At 60.7% G+C, this 18,197-nt stretch carries 17 protein-coding genes; 7 read left to right on the top strand and 10 right to left on the bottom strand.

Translation table 11 applies throughout. The features are described 5' to 3' along the window. Positions 1 to 40 precede the first annotated feature (40 nt). The 3 genes from ACQ4MY_RS20310 to ACQ4MY_RS20300 form a co-directional block, all read right to left on the bottom strand. Positions 41 to 400, bottom strand: coding sequence for a DUF6124 family protein (locus ACQ4MY_RS20310; RefSeq protein ID WP_440096269.1), 360 nt, complete (start codon positions 398 to 400; stop codon positions 41 to 43). Between the two features lie 368 nt (positions 401 to 768). After that, a complete protein-coding gene (locus ACQ4MY_RS20305) occupies positions 769 to 1,164 on the bottom strand; it encodes a YbaN family protein (protein ID WP_085666732.1) in 396 nt (131 codons plus the stop codon). Positions 1,165 to 1,174: 10 nt separating this feature from the next. Further along, positions 1,175 to 1,762: a UPF0149 family protein gene (locus ACQ4MY_RS20300; RefSeq protein ID WP_008083862.1), complete on the bottom strand. Its 588-nt coding sequence runs from the start codon at positions 1,760 to 1,762 to the stop codon at positions 1,175 to 1,177. 390 nt (positions 1,763 to 2,152) lie between these two features. Here ACQ4MY_RS20300 and recQ point away from each other — a divergent pair, with 390 nt between their 5' ends. The 3 genes from recQ (at position 2,153) to ACQ4MY_RS20285 (ending at position 6,768) form a co-directional block, all read left to right on the top strand. Continuing rightward, entirely contained in the window at positions 2,153 to 4,282 is a 2,130-nt protein-coding gene (gene recQ, locus ACQ4MY_RS20295; protein WP_129390739.1) for a DNA helicase RecQ, read from the top strand. A gap of 133 nt (positions 4,283 to 4,415) precedes the next feature. Then, on the top strand, positions 4,416 to 4,850 hold the full coding sequence (locus ACQ4MY_RS20290; protein WP_007962151.1) for a MarR family transcriptional regulator: 435 nt from the start codon (positions 4,416 to 4,418) through the stop codon (positions 4,848 to 4,850). Positions 4,851 to 4,977: 127 nt separating this feature from the next. Then, a complete protein-coding gene (locus tag ACQ4MY_RS20285; RefSeq protein WP_440096267.1) occupies positions 4,978 to 6,768 on the top strand; it encodes a FimV/HubP family polar landmark protein in 1,791 nt (596 codons plus the stop codon). Positions 6,769 to 6,888: 120 nt separating this feature from the next. Here ACQ4MY_RS20285 and ACQ4MY_RS20280 read toward each other — a convergent pair whose 3' ends face one another. Next, on the bottom strand, positions 6,889 to 9,078 hold the full coding sequence (locus ACQ4MY_RS20280) for a patatin-like phospholipase family protein (RefSeq protein ID WP_008087386.1): 2,190 nt from the start codon (positions 9,076 to 9,078) through the stop codon (positions 6,889 to 6,891). A 71-nt stretch (positions 9,079 to 9,149) separates the two neighbouring features. Here ACQ4MY_RS20280 and ACQ4MY_RS20275 point away from each other — a divergent pair, with 71 nt between their 5' ends. Next, positions 9,150 to 9,437, top strand: a complete 288-nt coding sequence (locus tag ACQ4MY_RS20275; protein WP_016771139.1) for a SelT/SelW/SelH family protein — start codon at positions 9,150 to 9,152, stop codon at positions 9,435 to 9,437. On the opposite strand, the gene ACQ4MY_RS20270 is transcribed toward ACQ4MY_RS20275, so the two are convergent. Beyond that, a complete protein-coding gene (locus ACQ4MY_RS20270) occupies positions 9,431 to 10,324 on the bottom strand; it encodes a DMT family transporter (protein ID WP_440096266.1) in 894 nt (297 codons plus the stop codon). The two genes, ACQ4MY_RS20275 and ACQ4MY_RS20270, sit on opposite strands and share 7 nt — an antisense overlap. A 255-nt stretch (positions 10,325 to 10,579) precedes the next feature. Beyond that, positions 10,580 to 11,344 carry an AraC family transcriptional regulator gene (locus ACQ4MY_RS20265; RefSeq protein WP_440096265.1) on the bottom strand — a complete coding sequence of 255 codons (765 nt, stop codon included), beginning with the start codon at positions 11,342 to 11,344 and terminating at the stop codon, positions 10,580 to 10,582. Between the two features lie 133 nt (positions 11,345 to 11,477). On the opposite strand from ACQ4MY_RS20265, the gene ACQ4MY_RS20260 reads away from it, so the two are divergent. Further along, positions 11,478 to 12,293: a UDP-2,3-diacylglucosamine diphosphatase gene (locus ACQ4MY_RS20260; RefSeq protein WP_008087323.1), complete on the top strand. Its 816-nt coding sequence runs from the start codon at positions 11,478 to 11,480 to the stop codon at positions 12,291 to 12,293. Between the two features lie 115 nt (positions 12,294 to 12,408). Here the strand turns inward: ACQ4MY_RS20260 and ACQ4MY_RS20255 are convergent, their stop codons facing one another. Continuing rightward, entirely contained in the window at positions 12,409 to 12,999 is a 591-nt protein-coding gene (locus tag ACQ4MY_RS20255; RefSeq protein WP_440096263.1) for an HD domain-containing protein, read from the bottom strand. A gap of 24 nt (positions 13,000 to 13,023) precedes the next feature. After that, a complete protein-coding gene (locus ACQ4MY_RS20250) occupies positions 13,024 to 13,335 on the bottom strand; it encodes a DUF962 domain-containing protein (protein WP_008087319.1) in 312 nt (103 codons plus the stop codon). A gap of 164 nt (positions 13,336 to 13,499) precedes the next feature. On the opposite strand from ACQ4MY_RS20250, the gene ACQ4MY_RS20245 reads away from it, so the two are divergent. After that, entirely contained in the window at positions 13,500 to 14,561 is a 1,062-nt protein-coding gene (locus tag ACQ4MY_RS20245) for an AraC family transcriptional regulator (RefSeq protein WP_440096262.1), read from the top strand. Here ACQ4MY_RS20245 and ACQ4MY_RS20240 read toward each other — a convergent pair. Then, positions 14,518 to 15,972 (bottom strand): TrkH family potassium uptake protein, encoded by a 1,455-nt coding sequence (locus ACQ4MY_RS20240; protein WP_008087314.1) that lies wholly within the window; start codon positions 15,970 to 15,972, stop codon positions 14,518 to 14,520. The genes ACQ4MY_RS20245 and ACQ4MY_RS20240 overlap by 44 nt on opposite strands. Before the next feature lie 121 nt (positions 15,973 to 16,093). On the opposite strand from ACQ4MY_RS20240, the gene ACQ4MY_RS20235 reads away from it, so the two are divergent. Then, entirely contained in the window at positions 16,094 to 16,660 is a 567-nt protein-coding gene (locus ACQ4MY_RS20235; RefSeq protein WP_440096261.1) for a nitroreductase family protein, read from the top strand. Positions 16,661 to 16,755: 95 nt separating this feature from the next. Here the strand turns inward: ACQ4MY_RS20235 and ACQ4MY_RS20230 are convergent, their stop codons facing one another. After that, the gene (locus tag ACQ4MY_RS20230; RefSeq protein WP_440096260.1) at positions 16,756 to 18,096 is read right to left on the bottom strand and encodes a sensor histidine kinase; all 1,341 of its coding nucleotides are present in this window, start codon (positions 18,094 to 18,096) and stop codon (positions 16,756 to 16,758) included. Positions 18,097 to 18,197: the final 101 nt, after the last annotated feature.

Genomic DNA, 18,197 nt, shown 5'->3' with positions numbered 1-18,197 from the left:
CATTCCCACGCAGGAGCGTGGGAACGATCATCGCGTGTCGCTACTGCGGCAACTCCAGATTATCCATCACCCGATTCACCGCCAGCTCCCCGAGCATGATCAGTTGCGCAATCCCCAACAGCGTCCTGCGCTGCGACGCGGGTATGAGGTGGGCGAAGTCATGAGCGATGGTTCTGGCTGAGGCGAGTGTTTCGATGGCATCGGCCAGCAGTTCTTCGTTTTTGAAGTCTGCGGTCACGGCGTACATCCGGCGGGTTTTTCGCGGCGGTGGGGTTGAGCCGGGTGGGCAGAGATAGTGGTCGAGGGCGCGCTCGGCGGCGTCGTTGAGCTTTTTTGAATCGAGGGATTCGTAGGGTGAGGCGAGATCGGTTTCGGGCGGGTTGGGTGTTGGTTTGATCATGGTGAAGCTCCTATAAGAGTGGAGCCGCCCAGAACTGTCGCTAAACAGGAAGGTGGCGGCTGTACGCAGGTTAGCGAACCGGTTATAGGCACCCGGCAGACCCGAGGGTCTCCCGCATACAGCCACCATAGCGAAGTTGCAGACATTGAATCTGCCACAAAGCATGGAGCGCTGATGCACCTATTACAGATTTGGGTCGCTAAACCCGATCGCTGACTCTTCAGCGACCGCACCACAATAGAACCCGACCCCAAGGCGCACAAGCCGGCGGATTCTGGCGTAGCTGTAGGCAAAGGCGCAAGAATTTGTAGCCTGGAAGGCGTGTCTGAAGGTGTCTTTTAAACAATGTTGTTTAAAGGCAAAGAGGCTCAGGATTTGCGCAGAGTCTTCTGCCGCAAAATATAAACCGTCACCAACACCGCACTCGTCAACATAAATCCCCGCGCCCACGGCAGTGGCACCAGATAGCACGAGAACAGAATGCTCGCCCACATCAGCCCGATCGCATAGACCTTGCCCTTGAGCGGAATGCCGTTGCCATCGAGGTAGTCACGAATCCATGGCCCGAGCCTTGGATGCTCGACCAGCCATTGATAAAAACGCGGGGAGCTGCGCGCGAAGCAGGCCGCTGCGAGCAGGAGGAAAGGGGTGGTGGGCAGGACGGGCAGGAAGATGCCGATCACCCCCAATGCCACGCTGAGCCAGCCGATGGCCAGCAGAATGTAGCGCAACATCAGGGAGCGGTTGCCTATGGGATTGTCCATAGGCCGGACCTTAGTGGTGACGTGGCTTGAGGATCGCCGGTTTTTCGTCGGGCGCCTGGCACAGCAGGTACAGGGCGGTCAGGGCTTCCGGGATCTGCACGATCATGTCGTCCATCAGGTTGGCGTCCTTGGCGATGTCTTCGAACTCTGGCTGTTCGTCGAACAGGCCCGAACCGACCATGATCGGCAGGAGCATTTCGCTGACTTCATCTTCAGCGGTTTCGAACCAGGCTTCTTCGCGCAGGAACACGCCTTCCATGAAACCGATGCACCAGCCGCGCAGTTCGGAATCATCCGGCTCTTCACCCAGATCCAGATCGCATGGCAGCTCGAACTCTTCATCGGAGGCCAGTTGACGGGCGATGTGCGCCTTGAGGCCGATCAGCGTGGCTTCGATTTCTGCGCGCTGGGCGTCATCGGCGTAATGCGGCTCTTCGGCGAACAGGGCGTCGATCCACTCACGCTCCGGTACGTCTTCGGCACAGATCGACAGCGCGGTCAGGTAACCGTGCGCGGCCACGTAATCCAGCGCCTCGTCATGCAGCTCGTCGGCATCGAGGAAAACTTGCAGGCGGGTCAGTTGCTCAGCGAAGGACATTACGGGGCTACCTTGGGGGAATAAACAATGCGGGAATTCTAGGCCTTCTTGCGCTCTCAAGCCAGCCGCACGGCAGATTTGCCCGGCTGCGCCCTGCATATCCCCTGTAGGAGCTGCCGAAGGCTGCGATCTTTTGATTTTATTTTTTTAAAGATCAGCATCAAGATCCAGATCAGAAGATCGCAGTCTGCGGCAGCTCCTACCGGGCGTGACTGGATTCGAAGGTATAAGCGGCGCCCTGTGCAGGGGAGGGCTCGGGTATACTGCCGCGTTTTGCGCTCCCTGCCCGCATTGCGGCCGTCATGCAATGCGTTCTTACGATTCTGCGGTGCAGCCTTGGCCGTCATGAACCAGCCTTGCAGGGATGTTTTTGTGATTTTTGGAGTTTTTATGCTCGAACAGGCTCAACGCGTCCTCAAGGACATCTTCGGCTACGACAGTTTCCGTGGCCGTCAGGGTGCAATCATTGAGCGCGTGGCCAGTGGCGGTGATGCGCTGGTGCTGATGCCTACCGGTGGCGGCAAGTCGCTGTGCTTCCAGGTGCCGGCGCTGCTGCGCGAAGGCCTGGCGGTGGTGGTGTCGCCGCTGATCGCGTTGATGGACGACCAGGTCGCCACCCTCGAAGAGCTGGGTGTGGCCGCCGCTGCGCTCAATTCGACATTGAGTGCCGAGCAGCAGCGCGACCTCGCCACGCGGATCAAACGCGGCGAAGTGAAGATGTTGTATCTGGCGCCCGAGCGCCTGGTTCAACCGCGCATGCTGTCGTTCCTGCAAGGCTTGAACATCGCGTTGTTCGCCATCGACGAAGCGCACTGCGTATCGCAGTGGGGCCACGACTTCCGTCCGGAGTACCTGCAACTGGGTCAGTTGGCCGAGCTGTTCCCGGACGTGCCGCGTATCGCCCTGACCGCCACCGCCGACAAGCGTACCCGCGAAGAAATCGTCACGCGCCTGCATCTGCAGAACGCCGAGCGCTTCCTGTCGAGCTTCGACCGCCCGAATATTTTTTATCGCATCGTGCCCAAGGAACAGCCGCGCAAGCAGTTGCTGGCGTTCCTCGCCGAGCGGCGCAGCGACGCGGGCATCGTTTATTGCCTGTCGCGCAAGAAAGTCGAAGAAGTCGCAACGTTTTTGAGCGAGCAGGGCTTCCCGGCGCTGCCGTATCATGCCGGTCTGCCGAACGATCTGCGCGCCTTCAACCAAAAGCGCTTCCTCAATGAGGAAGGCCTGATCATGGTTGCCACCGTGGCGTTCGGCATGGGCATCGACAAGCCCAACGTACGCTTTGTCGCGCACCTCGATCTGCCGAAATCCCTGGAAGCGTATTACCAGGAAACCGGTCGCGGCGGCCGTGACGGTCTGCCCGCGGATGCGTGGATGGCCTACGGTCTGCAAGACGTGGTGATGCTCAAGCAGATGCTGCAAAACTCCGAAGGCGACGAACGGCACAAGCGTCTGGAGCAGCACAAGCTCGACGCCATGCTCTCGCTCTGCGAAGAGACTCGCTGCCGTCGCCAGACCCTGCTGGCGTACTTCGACGAAGACATGCCCGAGCCATGCGGCCATTGCGACAACTGCGTCGATGGCGTGCAGACCTGGGACGCCACCGAGCCTGCACGTCAGGCGTTGTCGGCGATTTTCCGTACCGGCCAGCGCTATGGCGTCGGCCATCTGGTCGACGTGCTGCTGGGCAAGGACAACGAAAAAATCCGCAGTTTCGGCCATCAGCACCTGTCGGTGTGGGGCGTCGGCAAGGCGTTGAGCGAGAGCGAATGGCGCTCGTTGTTCCGCCAGTTGGTGGCGCGCGGGCTGGCCGATGTCGATCACGAGGGCTACGGCGGTCTGCGCCTGAACGACAGTTGCCGGCCGTTGCTCAAGGGCGAAGTGAGCCTGGAGCTGCGCCGCGATCTCAAGCCGCAGGTCGCCGCCAAGAGCAACAGCAAGAGCCCCGCCAGCCAACTGGTGCGCGGCGAAGAGCGCGAACAGTGGGAAGCGTTGCGTGCGCTGCGGCGCAAACTCGCCGAAGAACACGGTGTGCCGCCGTACGTCATCTTCCCCGACTCGACGCTGCTGGAAATGCTCCGCAGCCAGCCGACCTCGCTGGCGGAAATGGCCACGGTCAGCGGCGTCGGTGCACGCAAGCTGGAGCGCTACGGCGAGGCCTTCCTCGAAGTGCTTGGCGGCGCAGTCGAGGCGCCGAAAGCGGTCGCCGATGTGCGCCACGAGCTGATCACTCTGGCCCGTGCCGGCATGACGCCGTTACAGATCGCCGGTCAGTTGCAGTGCTCGGAAAAGAACGTCTACACGATGCTCGCCGAGGCGATTGGCAAGCAACAGTTGTCACTGGAACAGGCGCTGGACTTGCCTGAAGAGCTGATGGGCGAAGTGCAGGACGCGTTCCTCGATGGCGAAGGCGAGTTGCCGTCGGTCGCCGAAATCGCCGAGCTGTTCGCCGGTCGTGTGCCGGAAGGCGTGCTGTATTGCGTGCGGGCTGCGCTGCAATCGGAATTCGAAATGTGAGGTGGCGTTTGCGCCAAGCCCTGTACAGTTGTAACGATTCAGTACAGGGCGACTCTTGCCTATAACTGCAGCTCATGCTTAGCTGGCTAATAATTAGAAATTCTTTATTTTTCAGTCTAACCGTGAGTGTTTTATGCCGTTAACCGATCAACACCGCTTTGGCATGCAACTGGCCCAGATGTCCCGTGGCTGGCGCGCCGAACTGGACCGCCGGCTCGCCGGCCTCGGCCTGTCTCAGGCGCGCTGGCTGGTGCTGCTGCATCTGGCACGTTTCGAAGACGCACCGACCCAGCGTGAGCTGGCGCAAAGCGTCGGCGTCGAAGGCCCGACCCTCGCACGTTTGCTCGACAGCCTGGAAAGCCAGGGCCTGGTGCAACGCCAGTCCGTAATGGAAGACCGCCGGGCGAAAAAAATCGTCCTTTGCGCCCCGGCCTTGCCGCTGATCGAACAAATCGAAACCATCGCCACGCAATTGCGCCACGAATTGTTCGAGGGCGTCGACGAGGCGGATTTGAAGGTGTGCATGCGTGTGCACGGGCACATCCTGGCCAACCTGGAAAAATCTTGAGGCACAAGCCTGTGCCGTTTTTTTGAGAGATCGCGCTGAGCCGACTATAAGAACTACTGGGCAATATCGTGTTCGTACCGGATGTGCGAACGCATAGAAGTCGGTTTTGCTTATTTAAGGGATGCTCATGCTCGCAAGTTGGCAGGTGGTACTGCGCGGTGGCGCCAAAGGGCTGCTGGTCGCTGGCATATTCAGCTTTTCGACCGCGTCGATGGCACTGGGGCTGGGTGACATTACTGTTCACTCAGCCCTCAATCAGCCGCTCAAGGCCGACATCGCATTGGTCGATGTCGGCGCGCTGACGCAAAATGATCTTTCGGTGAGCCTGGCCACGGCCGATGAGTTCGGCCAGGCTGGGGTCGAACGGGTGTTCTTCCTCAACGACCTGAAGTTCGTGCCGATCCTGCATGGCAATCGCCAGATGATCCGCGTGACCTCCAGCAAACCGGTCAATGAACCCTTTCTGAATTTCCTCGTACAGCTCAGTCAGCCCAACGGCCGCTTGCTGCGCGAGTACACCGTGTTGATCGACCCGCCGGGTTCGCCGGGTATCGTGCCGGCCACCGACGAGCCGGACCCACGACCACAATCTTCCGGTTTCCCTACTGTAGAACCCGCTACCGCGCCGCCTCAGGCTGCGCAGGGCAAGCGCGAAGCCACACCGGCGCCACCACCGCCGACGGCAGCCGCCGATCCTGCTCTCAGTGAGCAATTGGCGGCCAGTGTCTTGCACAACCAGCAATTGCAGAAAACCATCGAAGAGTTGAACGCAAAATTGCAGGAACAGCAGTCGCTGATCGCCGATGGCAAAAAGCACATGGGTGAACTGCAAACTCAACTGGTCGAGCTGCAGAAGGCGCCGCCGGCAGCGCCAGCCCCGCCAGCCCCGGCACCGGTCACTGTACCGGTTGAGTCCGCTGACGATGCGCCGAACGGCTGGCTGCTGGGCGGATTGTTGCTGTTGCTGGGCGTGCTGATGGGCGGATGGTTCCTGCGCCGGCGTCGTCAGGCAACACCGGGTGAAATGCCACTGCCGTTTCTGCCTCCCGATAATCAACCCGAGAAGGTTGACGCTGACACCAGCCATGCCGTGACGGCGCACGCCGCAGAGGAGCATCGCGAAGAGCCGGCGGCGGGCGATGTGCTGGAAGCGGTAGGGATTTATCTGGCGTATGGACGACTGGGGGAGGCCGTCGGGCTACTGCGCGACGCTTTGCACAAGGAGCCGGAGCGTCTCGACCTTGGCGTGCAGTTGCTTGAAGTCCTCGGGCGTCAGGGTGATAGCGCGGCGTACGAACAACAGGAACATCACTTACGTCAGTTGGGTGTCGATGAGCAGCAATTGCAGACCATTCGTGACCGTCATCCGAAGTTGCTGAGTGTTGCGCCGTTGGCGGCCGCTGCGCCAGTGGTCGCCAGTGTCGCGCCCATCGTCAAAGCCGCTCCCGCCCCCGAGCCGGCAGCGCCCGAGGACGATTTCGAATTGAATCTGGGCGAGCTGTCGATGGATTCCAGCTGGGATCTGGACGACAGCCGATCAACACCGAGTCAGCCGGCTGCCGATGAGTCTGCTTTTGGCTCGAATCTGCAGATTCTGCCGCAGGATTTCGAATTGCCAGAACCCGAGGCCAGTGAAGAAGCGGAGCTGGAGTGGATCCCCGAGCCGGATGTACAGGCGCTGGATGATGAATTCCTCAACGAGTTCGGTGATTCACAGCCATCACTGGTACTCGAACCGCTGGATTTGCAGAAGCCTGATTCGCCGCAAGCCGCCCACTCCGGAAAGCTGGAAGAGGCACAGAATTGCATTGATGACGGTGACATCGACAGCGCGATTTCGCTGTTGAACGAACTGCTCAAGGACGGCGACGAGCCACTCAAGCAGACGGCGCGAACGCTGCTGGCGGGGATTCGCTAAGGCCTGATAGTTCTATGGGCTAGCGGATATGGTCATCGCGAGCAGGCTCACTCCTACATTGGAATGCGCTCCCCTGTAGGAGTGAGCCTGCTCGCGATAGCGGATTTTCAGGCGACGCGATCAGAAGGTCTGGCCGAGGTTGAGGTACACCGCCTGCTCGTTCGCATCATTCAGTCCGTAACTGAAATTCAGCGGCCCCAGTGGCGTATCGAAGCCGATGAACACGCTTGCCGCATTGATGTAGCCACTGTCGAACTCATTGTCGTTGTTCCACGCCCGACCCCGTTCCAGCGAAGCGCCGGCGTACAGCGGGAAGTCCAGCGGCAGGTACGAACGCGGCGTCAGCCGGCGGTAGTACACCGCGCGCATCAGGCTGACGTTCTGCCCGGACACCGCATCCTCGCGGAACCCGGACAACTGCCGCGCACCGCCGAGCAGAAAACTCGACGTCACCACATTGGCATCGTCCAGCGTACGGCCGTAGCGGCCACCCAGGATCAACGTATCCGGCCCGTGACTCATGGCTTTGTCGAGTTTGAACTCCCATTGACGATAGCGTGTGTCCGAGCCCAGGCCGGGCTCGAACTGCATGAAGGTCAGGCTGACGTCCTTGCCCTCGTGGGGGAAGTAGACGTTGTCCAGCGAGTCGTACGAGTACTTCAAGCTGTAGAAACCCTCATTGAAACTCTCGCTCGGCAGATCCTGATCGCCAATGCGCACATCCGCCTTGCCCCAGGCCTCACCCACCCCGAAGCGCACTTCGCCGTTGTTGCCGATCTGCCGACCGAGGTTCAGACCGAAGCCATAACGCTCTACGCGATACTGCGCGATTGGGTCGTTATCGAGCACCGAGTCGACGTTCTGCGCCTCGAACGAGGCATACGGTGCGACGAAGTAGCGCGAGCCGACGTCCAGCGGCTGATAGAACTCGGTGTACAGCTCCTGTTTGTCGCCGATCTGCGCCCGGGTCAACCATTCCGCACCGAGGCGGTTGATGCCGTTGATGCGATAACTGGCGCCGAGGTTGAAGGCGCTGTCGCCACGCATGTCGTCTGACAGGTTGAGGCCGACGCGCAAGTAATCGGTGCCGCTGCGCTTGCCACGGGCGCTGATCACCAGCGTGTGTTCCTGGCCTTTGTGCACTACGCGGTATTGCACCTGCTCGAAGTAGTCGAGGCCATACAAGGTGCCCATGTCCGAGTGCAGTCGACCCAGGTCGAGGGGCTCGCCGATGTGCTGACGGATGTAGTAGCGGATCACATCGTCGTCGACTTTCGAGTCGTTCTCGACGCGGATCGCGGTGATGATCGGCGTCCGTTGGCCCGGCGAACGGGCGGCGTTGAGCTCTGCGTCTTGGGCTTCTTTGGGTTTGAGCACGGCGAGGCGCGCATCGAGAACTCGGGTGGCGCGGTAGCCGGCGTCGATCATTTCCTGAGCCTTGCCGAAATCGGTGGCATCGAATGCCGCCAGCGGCGGCTGGATCAGCACATCAGACGATTTCAGCGCCGCCAGTTGTTCTTCCGAGTTGCTGCGAGTCATCAGGGTAATCGACTGGTTCAACACGTCGACCACGGTGGTCAACTGCTTGCGGTTGCGCAGCGGTGTGCCGATATCGACGACGATGGCCACGTCGACGCCCATTTGCCGTGCCACATCGAGAGGGATGTTGTCGGTCATGCCACCGTCCACCAGCAGGCGGCCGTCGAGTTCAACCGGGGCAAACACGGCCGGGATCGACATGCTCGCGCGGATCACCTGAGGCAAGTGACCTTTGCGGAACACCACTTTTTCGCCATTGGAAATGTCGGTGGCGACGGCGCGGAACGGGATTGGCAGTTTGTCGAAATCGCGGGTGTCACTGGTGTGCGCCAGCAGGCTTTCCAGCAGCAGCGCAAGGTTCTGGCCCTGAATCACCCCCAGCGGCAGGCCAAGGCTGCCGTCGTCACGGAAGCTGAGTTTCTGTTTCACCAGAAAGTCGCGGTCATCCTGCTTGCGCCGAAACGGCACGTCTTCGCGCGGCGGGGCATCGGACAGCGCGGCTTGCCAGTCGATGTTCAGCGCGAGTTTTTCCAGCTCATCAATCTTGTAGCCCGAGGCATACAGGCCGCCGACCACCGCGCCCATGCTGGTGCCGGCGATCGCATCGATCTTGATGCCTTGTTCTTCCAGTGCTTTAAGCACGCCGATATGCGCCAGCCCGCGCGCCGCGCCGCCGGACAGCACCAGACCGACTTTCGGCCGTGGCGCGTCACTGGCGTGAACCAGGAGTGGAAGGAAACCAAGCAGCAGGCAGAACAGCAGACGGCGCATTGTGAGTCTCGGGGCAAGCGATAAAGCCGGCTATTATAGCGGCGCCCTCTGTCTCATGAGTTGTAGCGAACATGACCGTTGCTAAAGCCGAAGTTGTCATCACCTATTGCACCCAATGCCAGTGGTTGCTGCGCGCCGCGTGGCTGGCGCAGGAACTGCTCAGCACGTTTGCCGATGATCTCGGCAAAGTCTCTTTGGTGCCAGGCACCGGCGGGGTCTTTCACATCACCTGCGCAGGCGTGCAGATTTGGGAGCGCAAGGCCGATGGCGGTTTCCCTGAGGCCAAGGTGCTGAAACAGCGAGTTCGCGATCAGATCGATCCAGATCGCGACCTCGGCCACAACGACCGTACTCAGTGAGACGCGGCCTCGGCGGCGACGGTTTTCTTGTCGGCATTGCCTGACATCCGCGCCGACACGACGATGGCGACAATGATCAACGCGCCGCCGATCAACATCTTCGGCGTCGGGTTTTCATTGAACAGCAGCCAGGCGACGGTGATGCCGTAGACCGGCTCCATCGCGAACACTACCGCCGCCGTGCGCGCCTTGATCACCGCCAGGCTGGCGACGAACAGGCTGTGGGCGACGCCGGTGCAGAACACGCCGAGCAGGGCGATCCACAACCAGTCCAGCGCGCGCACTTCGCTCAGTTGCGGCGCCGCGACCGGCAGCAGACACAGGGCCACCACCACGTTTTGACACAGCGCCGCCTGCACCGCCGGGATGCGTCCGGAGCTGGCGCGGTTGGTCAGCGACAGCAGCGAGAACAGCAGGCCGGACAACACCGACCAAAGCAAACCGACGGTGGCGCCGCTGCCCAGATCGAACGCCGGGGTCACCAGAATCAGGCCGATGCTGACCAGCACCACCAGCAGAATTTCATTGGCACGGATGCGTTCGCGGAAGATCAGCCCTTCGAGAATCACCGTGAATGCCGGGAAGCTGGCAAAACCCAAGGTGGCGATGGCGACGCCGGCGATCTTCACCGAAATGAAGAAGCTCACCCAGTGCCCGGCCAGCAACACGCCGCTGAGGGCCAATCGACGCCAGTCCACGGCCTGAAGTTTTTGCCAGCCCTGTTGGCTGGCAAAACGGGCGAAAAACGCCAGGGCGAGCACGGCGAAAGCGGCGCGCCCGAAGACGATTACGGCGGGGGAGGCGACAGCGAGTTTGCCGAACACACCGGTCAGGCCAAACATCAAAGCACCAATGTGCAGAGCGCCGAGGGCGGTACGCGGAGTCATTGCAATCCTTCTATCGCAAACACAATCATTGACAAATCTCACTGTAGGAGCTGCCGAAGGCTGCGATCTTTTGATCTTGCTTGATCGTTCCCACGCTCTGCGTGGTAACGCCGCTAGGGACGCTCTGCGTCCAGTGACGCGGAGCGTCACGGCTGCATTCCCACGCGGAGCGTGGGAACGATCAACATCAAAAGATCGCAGCCTGCGGCAGCTCCTACATTTAAGCGTGTAGAGGTCAGTAAGTCTGTCGGCGGACTATCGTCTTTTGTCGCGGGAATCGCGCCGAAGCTGGCCGGGTGATGCGCCGAACTCGCGCAGGACGGCGGCCGAGAAAGCACTCTGTGAGCTGTAACCGACGCGACTGGCAATTTCGCCCATCGGCAACAGCGTGTCGCGGAGCATTTGCACGGCCAGATGCAAGCGCCGACTGCGGATGTAATCCATCGGCGTCTGCCCGCACTCGGCCATGAAGCGTGCATGCAGGCGCGCGCTTGAGAGCCCGGCAACCCGCGCCAGATCGGCAACCTGCAGCGGATATGCGGCGTTTTGCTCGATGTGCGCATCCAGCGCCGCATAGGGCAGGCGTCGGGCCGCCAACTCGGCCGGCCGCGCCTGATTGAGGCTGGCCAGGAGCAACACTGAACCTTGCTGCGCGATCAACGGATCGCTGACCGGGCTGTTCGCCAGCCAACTGACCAACTGACTCTGCCCGGAATCCAGCGACAGGCGCGCGGGCTGATCAAGCAAGCGGCGGCTGGCGTCGGCATGATCGCCCAGCGAGTCGGCCAGCCATTGCCCGTCAGGAATATCCATCACCAGACAGCGGCTGCCATCGGGGCTGCCGCAAGCGTGATGCGCACCCGAAGGGATCACCACAAAACTCTGCTGACGTACCTGGCTGCCACAACCCTCGACTTCGAAGTCCAGCGCGCCGGACAGCCCGAACACCAGTTGGGGGTGTTCGTGGCTGTGCACGATCAGATCGTGGGTGTACTGACGCAGGGTGAGAATCGGGCGCATGAACAAGTCTCCGGGCAGGCCTGCAGTCTACACCGACCCGCATCGGGTGCGTTGTCACACGACTGACGCGCGCTTGTCATGGTCGATTAACAGGGCGCGCGCACAGTGGCGAAAACATCGCAGAGGGTTGCCCATGACCAGCGCCGAGCTCGCCAGACCCAGTCGCAAACAACGGGTGCGAACCCTGTGGATCTCCGACGTGCACCTGGGCACGCGCGATTGCCAGGCCGAACACTTGTCGACGTTCCTCAAGGGCTATCACGCCGACAAGATCTATCTGGTCGGCGACATCATCGACGGCTGGAAACTGCGCGGTGGCATGTACTGGCCGCAGGCGCACACCAATGTGATTCGTCGATTGCTGACCATGAGCAAGCGCGGCACCGAAGTGATCTACGTCACCGGTAATCACGATGAGTTTTTGCGCCGTTATTCGAAGCTGATTCTGGGCAATATCCAGTTGGTCGACGAGGCGGTGCACGTCACCGCGGACGGGCGCCATCTGTTGGTGATTCACGGCGATCAGTTTGATGTGATCACCCGATATCACCGCTGGCTGGCCTTCCTCGGCGACTCGGCCTACGAAGTGACCCTGACGCTCAATCGCTGGCTCAACCATTGGCGTGCGCGTTATGGCTACGGTTACTGGTCGCTGTCGGCGTACCTCAAGCACAAGGTGAAGACGGCGGTGAGTTTCATCAGCGACTTTGAAGAAGCCATCGCCCATGAGTGCGTGAAGCGCGAGTTGCACGGGGTGGTCTGCGGGCACATTCACCATGCCGAGATCCGTAAGGTCGGCGAGGTGGATTACCTCAACTGCGGCGATTGGGTGGAATCGTGCACGGCGCTGATCGAGCATTGGGATGGCACGATCGAGTTGTATCGGCTGGCGGATGCACAGGCGCGAGAGGCGGAGCTGAAGGCCGCCAAAGTCGCCGAACTTGCCTGATTCTCGGGTTTTTTAGAGGGCCTCATCGCTGGCAAGCCAGCTCCCACATGTTTTATGAGCGCCACAGAATCCTGTGGGAGCTGGCTTGCCAGCGATGAGGCCAGAACAAACAACATCAAACCGTGCTGTGTTCTTCCATCGCGGCCTTGTAAATCGAGTTCTTCGGCTGTGCAAACAACCGCTCCATCATCGGCTCGAAAAAGCTCAACGGCAGCGTGTCATAGTCAGGATCAAACGCCGCCGCATCGTACTTGGCGCAAAACTCGGCCGTCGCCTGATACTGCGGATGCCCGGCGAACTGCTCGCGCAAATGCCGATCCATGCCCAAGTGATGAAAGAAGTAGTAACCCTGAAACACCCCATGCTTCTCGACCATCCACAGATTCTCGGCACTGACGAACGGCTTGAGAATCGCCGCCGCAATGTCTGGATGGTTGTAAGAACCCAGAGTGTCGCCAATGTCATGCAGCAACGCGCAAACCACATATTCCTCATCGCGACCATCACGGAAGGCGCGGGTCGCGGTTTGCAGCGAGTGGGTCAGGCGATCCACCGGGAACCCGCCGAAATCACCTTCGAGCAATTTCAGGTGGGTGAGGATCCGCGACGGCAATTGTTTGGCGTAAGCGCTGAAGTCGGCGGCGATGATCGCCCAGTCTTCCTGTGTTCCGTCCTTCATATGGGTGAAACGGGCATTGGCATTCATCGGCAAACCTCTGGTTCTTATTGTTCAGAACGCCACGCGACCCAGAATCATGTCGCGGTACATGACGAAGTCGCCAAGCAGGCTGTACAGCGGATGCTGAAACGTCGCCGGGCGGTTCTTTTCAAAGAAGAAGTGCCCGATCCAGGCGAAGCTGTAACCGGCCAGCGGTAAGGCCAATAACAGCAGCCAGGCGCCCTTGGCGATGGTCATCGCAAGAATGAAAATAACCAGCGTGGTGCCGATGAAATGCAGGCGCCGGCAGGTGCTGTTGCTGTGCTCACTGAGGTAATACGGATAGAACTCGGCGAAGCTGTTGAATTGCTTGATATTTTCCACGACCGCGGTCTCTGTGGTTATTGTTCTGGCGACGAGTTGTTCTGCGGGTAGCTTATTTGAGTCTAGAGTGATCATTGGCGTGGGCCAGTGACAATCGGCGCCACTTTAGTATCCTTCGCAAATCAGGCCGTAGCATGCGGCCCCTCATGTAAAAGAAAAACGCCATGAGCGAACGAACGACTTCTGCAAGCTGGGCGATGGGGATTGTCAAAGCATTGGAGATGGACGGCCTGGACTGCCGGGTTCTGTTCAAGCAACTGGGGCTCGATTACACGGCTCTGGATGATCCGGATGCGCGCTTCCCGCAAGACTCAATGACCCGGCTCTGGCAACGGGCAGTCGAGCTGTCGGGTAATCCGGCGATCGGCCTGAACATGGGCAAAGTGGTGCGACCGGCCTCGTTTCATGTCGCCGGTTACGCGCTGATGTCGAGCAATACCCTCGCCGAAGGCTTTCAACGGCTGGTGCGCTATCAGCGGATCATCGCTGAAAGCGCCGACTTGAGTTTTCGTCTGCTGGAGGAAGGCTACGCGCTGATTCTGACGGTGCACGGCGATCATCTGCCGCCGACCCGGCAAAGCGCCGAAGCCTCGCTGGCCTGTGCCCTGGGCCTGTGCGGCTGGTTGAGCGGGCGTACGCTGCACCCGGTCAAGGTGCTGGTGCAGGGCGCCCAACCCGCCGATCTCGAACCGTATAAACAAGCCTTCCATGCGCCGTTGGTGTTCAACGCGCCATACGATGCGCTGATCTTCGAACGCGCCGACATGGAAGCGCCGCTGCCCACCGCCAACGAGGCGATGGCGCTGCTGCACGATCGTTTTGCCGGGGAATATCTGGCGCGGTTTTCCGAGAGTCGGGTCACGCACAAGGCGCGGCAGGTGCTGTGCCGTATGCTGCCGCAAGGCGAGCCGAAGCGCGATACCGTCGCGCAGACCCTGCATTTATCTCAGCGCACGTTGCAGCGGCGCTTGCAGGAGGAGGGCACGAGTTTTCAGCAACTGCTCGATGACACCCGTCGTGAACTGGCCGAGCAATATCTGGCGCAACCGAGCATGACCTTGCTGGAAATCGCTTATCTGTTGGGCTTCGCCGACCCGAGCAATTTCTTCCGCGCCTTCCGCCGCTGGTTCGACACCACGCCCGGCGATTACCGGGCGCGGCTGCTGCAGGCGCCAGGTACGGTCAGTGACGCCAAAAGGCCGGAATACACAGCACAAACACCGTAATGATCTCGAGTCGGCCGAGCAGCATGCCGAACGACAGAATCCACTTCGCCGCATCCGGCAGGGTGGCGAAGTTGCCCGCCGGGCCAATGGTTTCGCCCAGGCCCGGGCCAACGCCGGACACGGTGCTGGCAGCGCCGGTCAGCGCGGTCATCCAGTCGACGCCAAGCAGCGACAGCAGCAGGGCGATCACGCAGATAGTGATGGCGAAGAAAAACGAAAAAGTCAGAATCGAACGCACGATCTCTTCGTCGAGGCGATGACCGTTGTACTTCTGCTTGATCACCGCGCGCGGGTGAATCAGCTGATTAAGGTTGGCCTTGAGCAGGATGTAGGCGACCTGGAAACGGAAAATCTTGATCCCGCCAGCGGTCGAGCCGGAACAGCCGCCGACGAAGCCCAGATAGAAGAACAACATCAACGAGAAGTTGCCCCACAGGCTGTAGTCGCCGAGGGCGAAACCAGTGGTGGTCACTACCGAGGTCACGTTCAGCGCCACGTGGCGCAATGCGTCCAGCCAATGCAGGTTGGTCGTCCACCAATACCAGGTGCCAAGCACCAGCCAGGTCACCAGCAACATGCCGAGCAGACCCTGCACCTGCTGATCGCGGATCAGCGCCTTGCGGTTGCCGCGCATGGTCGCCACGTACAGGGTGAACGGCAGACTGCCGAGAATCATGATTACCACCGCCACCCAGTGCACCGCCGGTTGCGTCCACTTGGCCAGCGACTGGTCGGAGGTCGAGAAACCGCCGGTGGAAATCGCCGACATCGCGTGGTTGATCGCATCGAACGGGCTCATCCCGGCCCACCAGAATGCGAGGCTGCCGACAATGGTGATGCCGACGTACGCCGCCACGATCAGGCGCGCCACCATGTGCGAGCGCGGCATGACCTTTTCCGAACGGTCGGATGATTCGGTCTGGAACAGGCGCATGCCACCGATGCGCAACAGCGGCAGGATCGCCACCGCCATACCGATAAAGCCGATGCCGCCGATCCAGTGCAGCAATGAGCGCCACATCAGAATGCCGGGGGACATGTCATCGAGATGATTGAGCACGGTCGAACCGGTGGCGGTGATCCCGGACATGCTCTCGAAAAACGAGTCGGTGTAGCTGATGTGCTGGGTCAGCAGAAACGGCAGCGCGGCGAAAATACACACCACCAGCCAACTGCTGACGGTCAGCAAATACATGTCACGCGGGCGCAAGTGAATGTGTTCGGGGCGGCCGGGGATCACCAGCGCGAGGCCGGCGACGAAGGTGATCATGCTCGCCCAGAGGAACGACGGCAGATCGCTGGTGCGATCAAAGATCACCAGGGTGGCCATGGGCACGACCATGGCGACAGCCAGCGTGATCAGGAAGATGCCGATGATGAAACCAATGATCCGTAAGGTCGGCAACGCCATGAAGTCCGCTCGGGCTGTGGTGGGAAGGGCGCCATTCTACCTGCGGGGCAGGGCATGTAAACCGGCATCCTGTTGGCAGATAAAGCTAGAATAGCCGCACATATTTTTCAGGAGGTGGCCGATGCAGGCTCTCGACGCGTTGCTCAACCGTGTTTCCGTTCCACGACTGGTCGAACCGGCCCCCACTGCCGAACAGCGTGAAGTCTTGTTTGCCGCAGCCTTGCGTGCGCCGGATCACGGGCATTTGCAGCCGTATCGCTTCTTGACCGTCGAAGGTGCTGCGCGCGAGCAGATGGGCGAGTTGCTGGCTGAAGCTGCGCAGCAGCAGGCAGGCGAAGTCACCGAAGCGATGATCGACAAGGCCCGCAATGGCCCGCTACGGGCGCCGCTGGTGGTCGTGGTGATCGCCAGGTTGCAGGATCACGTCAAATACCCGAAAGCTGAGCAGTTGCTCGCGGCGGGGTGTGCGGCCCACGGGATTTTGCTGGCAGCGTATGCGCAGGGGATTGGTGCGGTGTGGCGTACCGGGGATTTGGCGTATTCCCGGCACGTGGCGCAGGGCTTGGGTTTGGCTGAGGGTGAAGAAGTGATCGCGTTCTTGTACCTCGGCACGCCGCAGAAAGAACCGCGTGTGGCGGAGAAGGTTGACCTGGCTGAGTTCGTCAGCGCCTGGCCGGGTAAAGCTTAGAGTCAAAAGATCGCAGCCTGCGGCAGCTCCTACATTGGAATGCGTGTTCCTGTAGGAGCTGCCGCAGGCTGCGATCTTTTTGCATCACCGAAAATCTACGGCTGAACCACCGCGCCCGGCACCAACGGCAATTCCAGGCTGGCAATAAACCCGCCCTGCGGATGATTGGCCAACGTCAAACTCCCGCCATGCCGTTCCGCCGCTCGCCGGGCAATCGCCAGGCCCAAGCCATGTCCCGCCGCCGTCTGCCCCGGCGCCCGATAGAACGGCTCACCCAACTGACTCAAATGTTCGGCCTGCACGCCCGGCCCATGGTCGCGCACGCTCACAATAATTTTCTCGCCCTGACGTGACGCTTGCATTTCAATCGCCTGACCTTCCGGATTGAAACGCTGGGCATTGCGCAGAAGATTATCGACGGCCCGCTCAATCATCGTTGGCCAACCTTTGAGTTGCAGATGCGGTTCCACGTCCAGACGTACCGTCTGCTCAGGCGAACCGAGTTTCGCGTCCTTCTGCAAAGTGCCGAGCAGTGCATTCAGATCCACGTCTTCCGCACTGGCGTTGTCGGCATCGACCCGTGCCAGTACCAGAATCTCACTGATCAACGCTTCCAGCCGATCGCACTCGCGGGTCAGGCGCGGCCAGAGCTTTTCGCGTTCTTCAGGGTTGGCTCGTTCGGCCAGCGCCAAGGCAATGCGCAGCCGCGCCAACGGTGAACGCAGTTCATGAGAAACGTCGCGCAGCAACTGGCGTTGACTGCCGATCAGGCTTTGCAGTCGCGCACCCATGCGGTTGAAGTCGGTGGCGAGTACGCCGAATTCATCACGGCGGTTGGCCAGTTTCGCCAGGCTGTTCTGCTGATAGGTGGTCTGCCCCAGATCATGTACAGCACCGCGCAGACGGCTGAGCGGGCGGGTGATGGAGAAGGTCACCAGCAAACTGAACAGGGTCAGCACCACCAGCGCGATGCCCAACGCACTCAATGGCCAGAGCAGGCTTTCGCGGTGCCAGGCGTCGAGTTCCGGGTGCGGGATGCGGTAGATGAACAGGTAGGTGTCACCGGTTTTTTCACTGGTGAATTCGTCAGTCAGGCGCCGCCATGGCAGGCGGCGGTCATCGTTGTTCTGCCGCGCTTCGAAGGCGGCGGCGCGGCGCGGGAAGGTGCCGCGCACCACCGGATCGCCGGATTCGTTGAGCACCTGGACGTCGATGTGATATTGGCGTTTGCGTTGTTCGAGGATGTCCTGCGCGGCTTCCTCGCCTTGGGCTTCGTATGACTGCGTCCATTCGCCGGCGAGGCTGTTGAGGCCCGGATGGCGACTGAGGATCCACGCGTCCTGATTGAGCATGTGCCCGAGCAGAATCGACAACCCGGCCACCAGAGCGATGGCCAGCCAGAAGCTCGCGAGAATACGCCAGAACAATGAACGCACAGAAAATCCTCAATCAAACATAAACCTCTGTAGGAGCTGCGGCACGCTGCGATCTGATCGTTCCCACGCTCTGCGTGGAAATGCAGCCGGGGACGCTCTGC

It is taken from the genome of Pseudomonas sp. SM4 (assembly GCF_051913165.1).
In the GTDB taxonomy this organism is placed as follows: domain Bacteria; phylum Pseudomonadota; class Gammaproteobacteria; order Pseudomonadales; family Pseudomonadaceae; genus Aquipseudomonas.
This window is presented reverse-complemented; position numbering and strand designations above follow the sequence as displayed.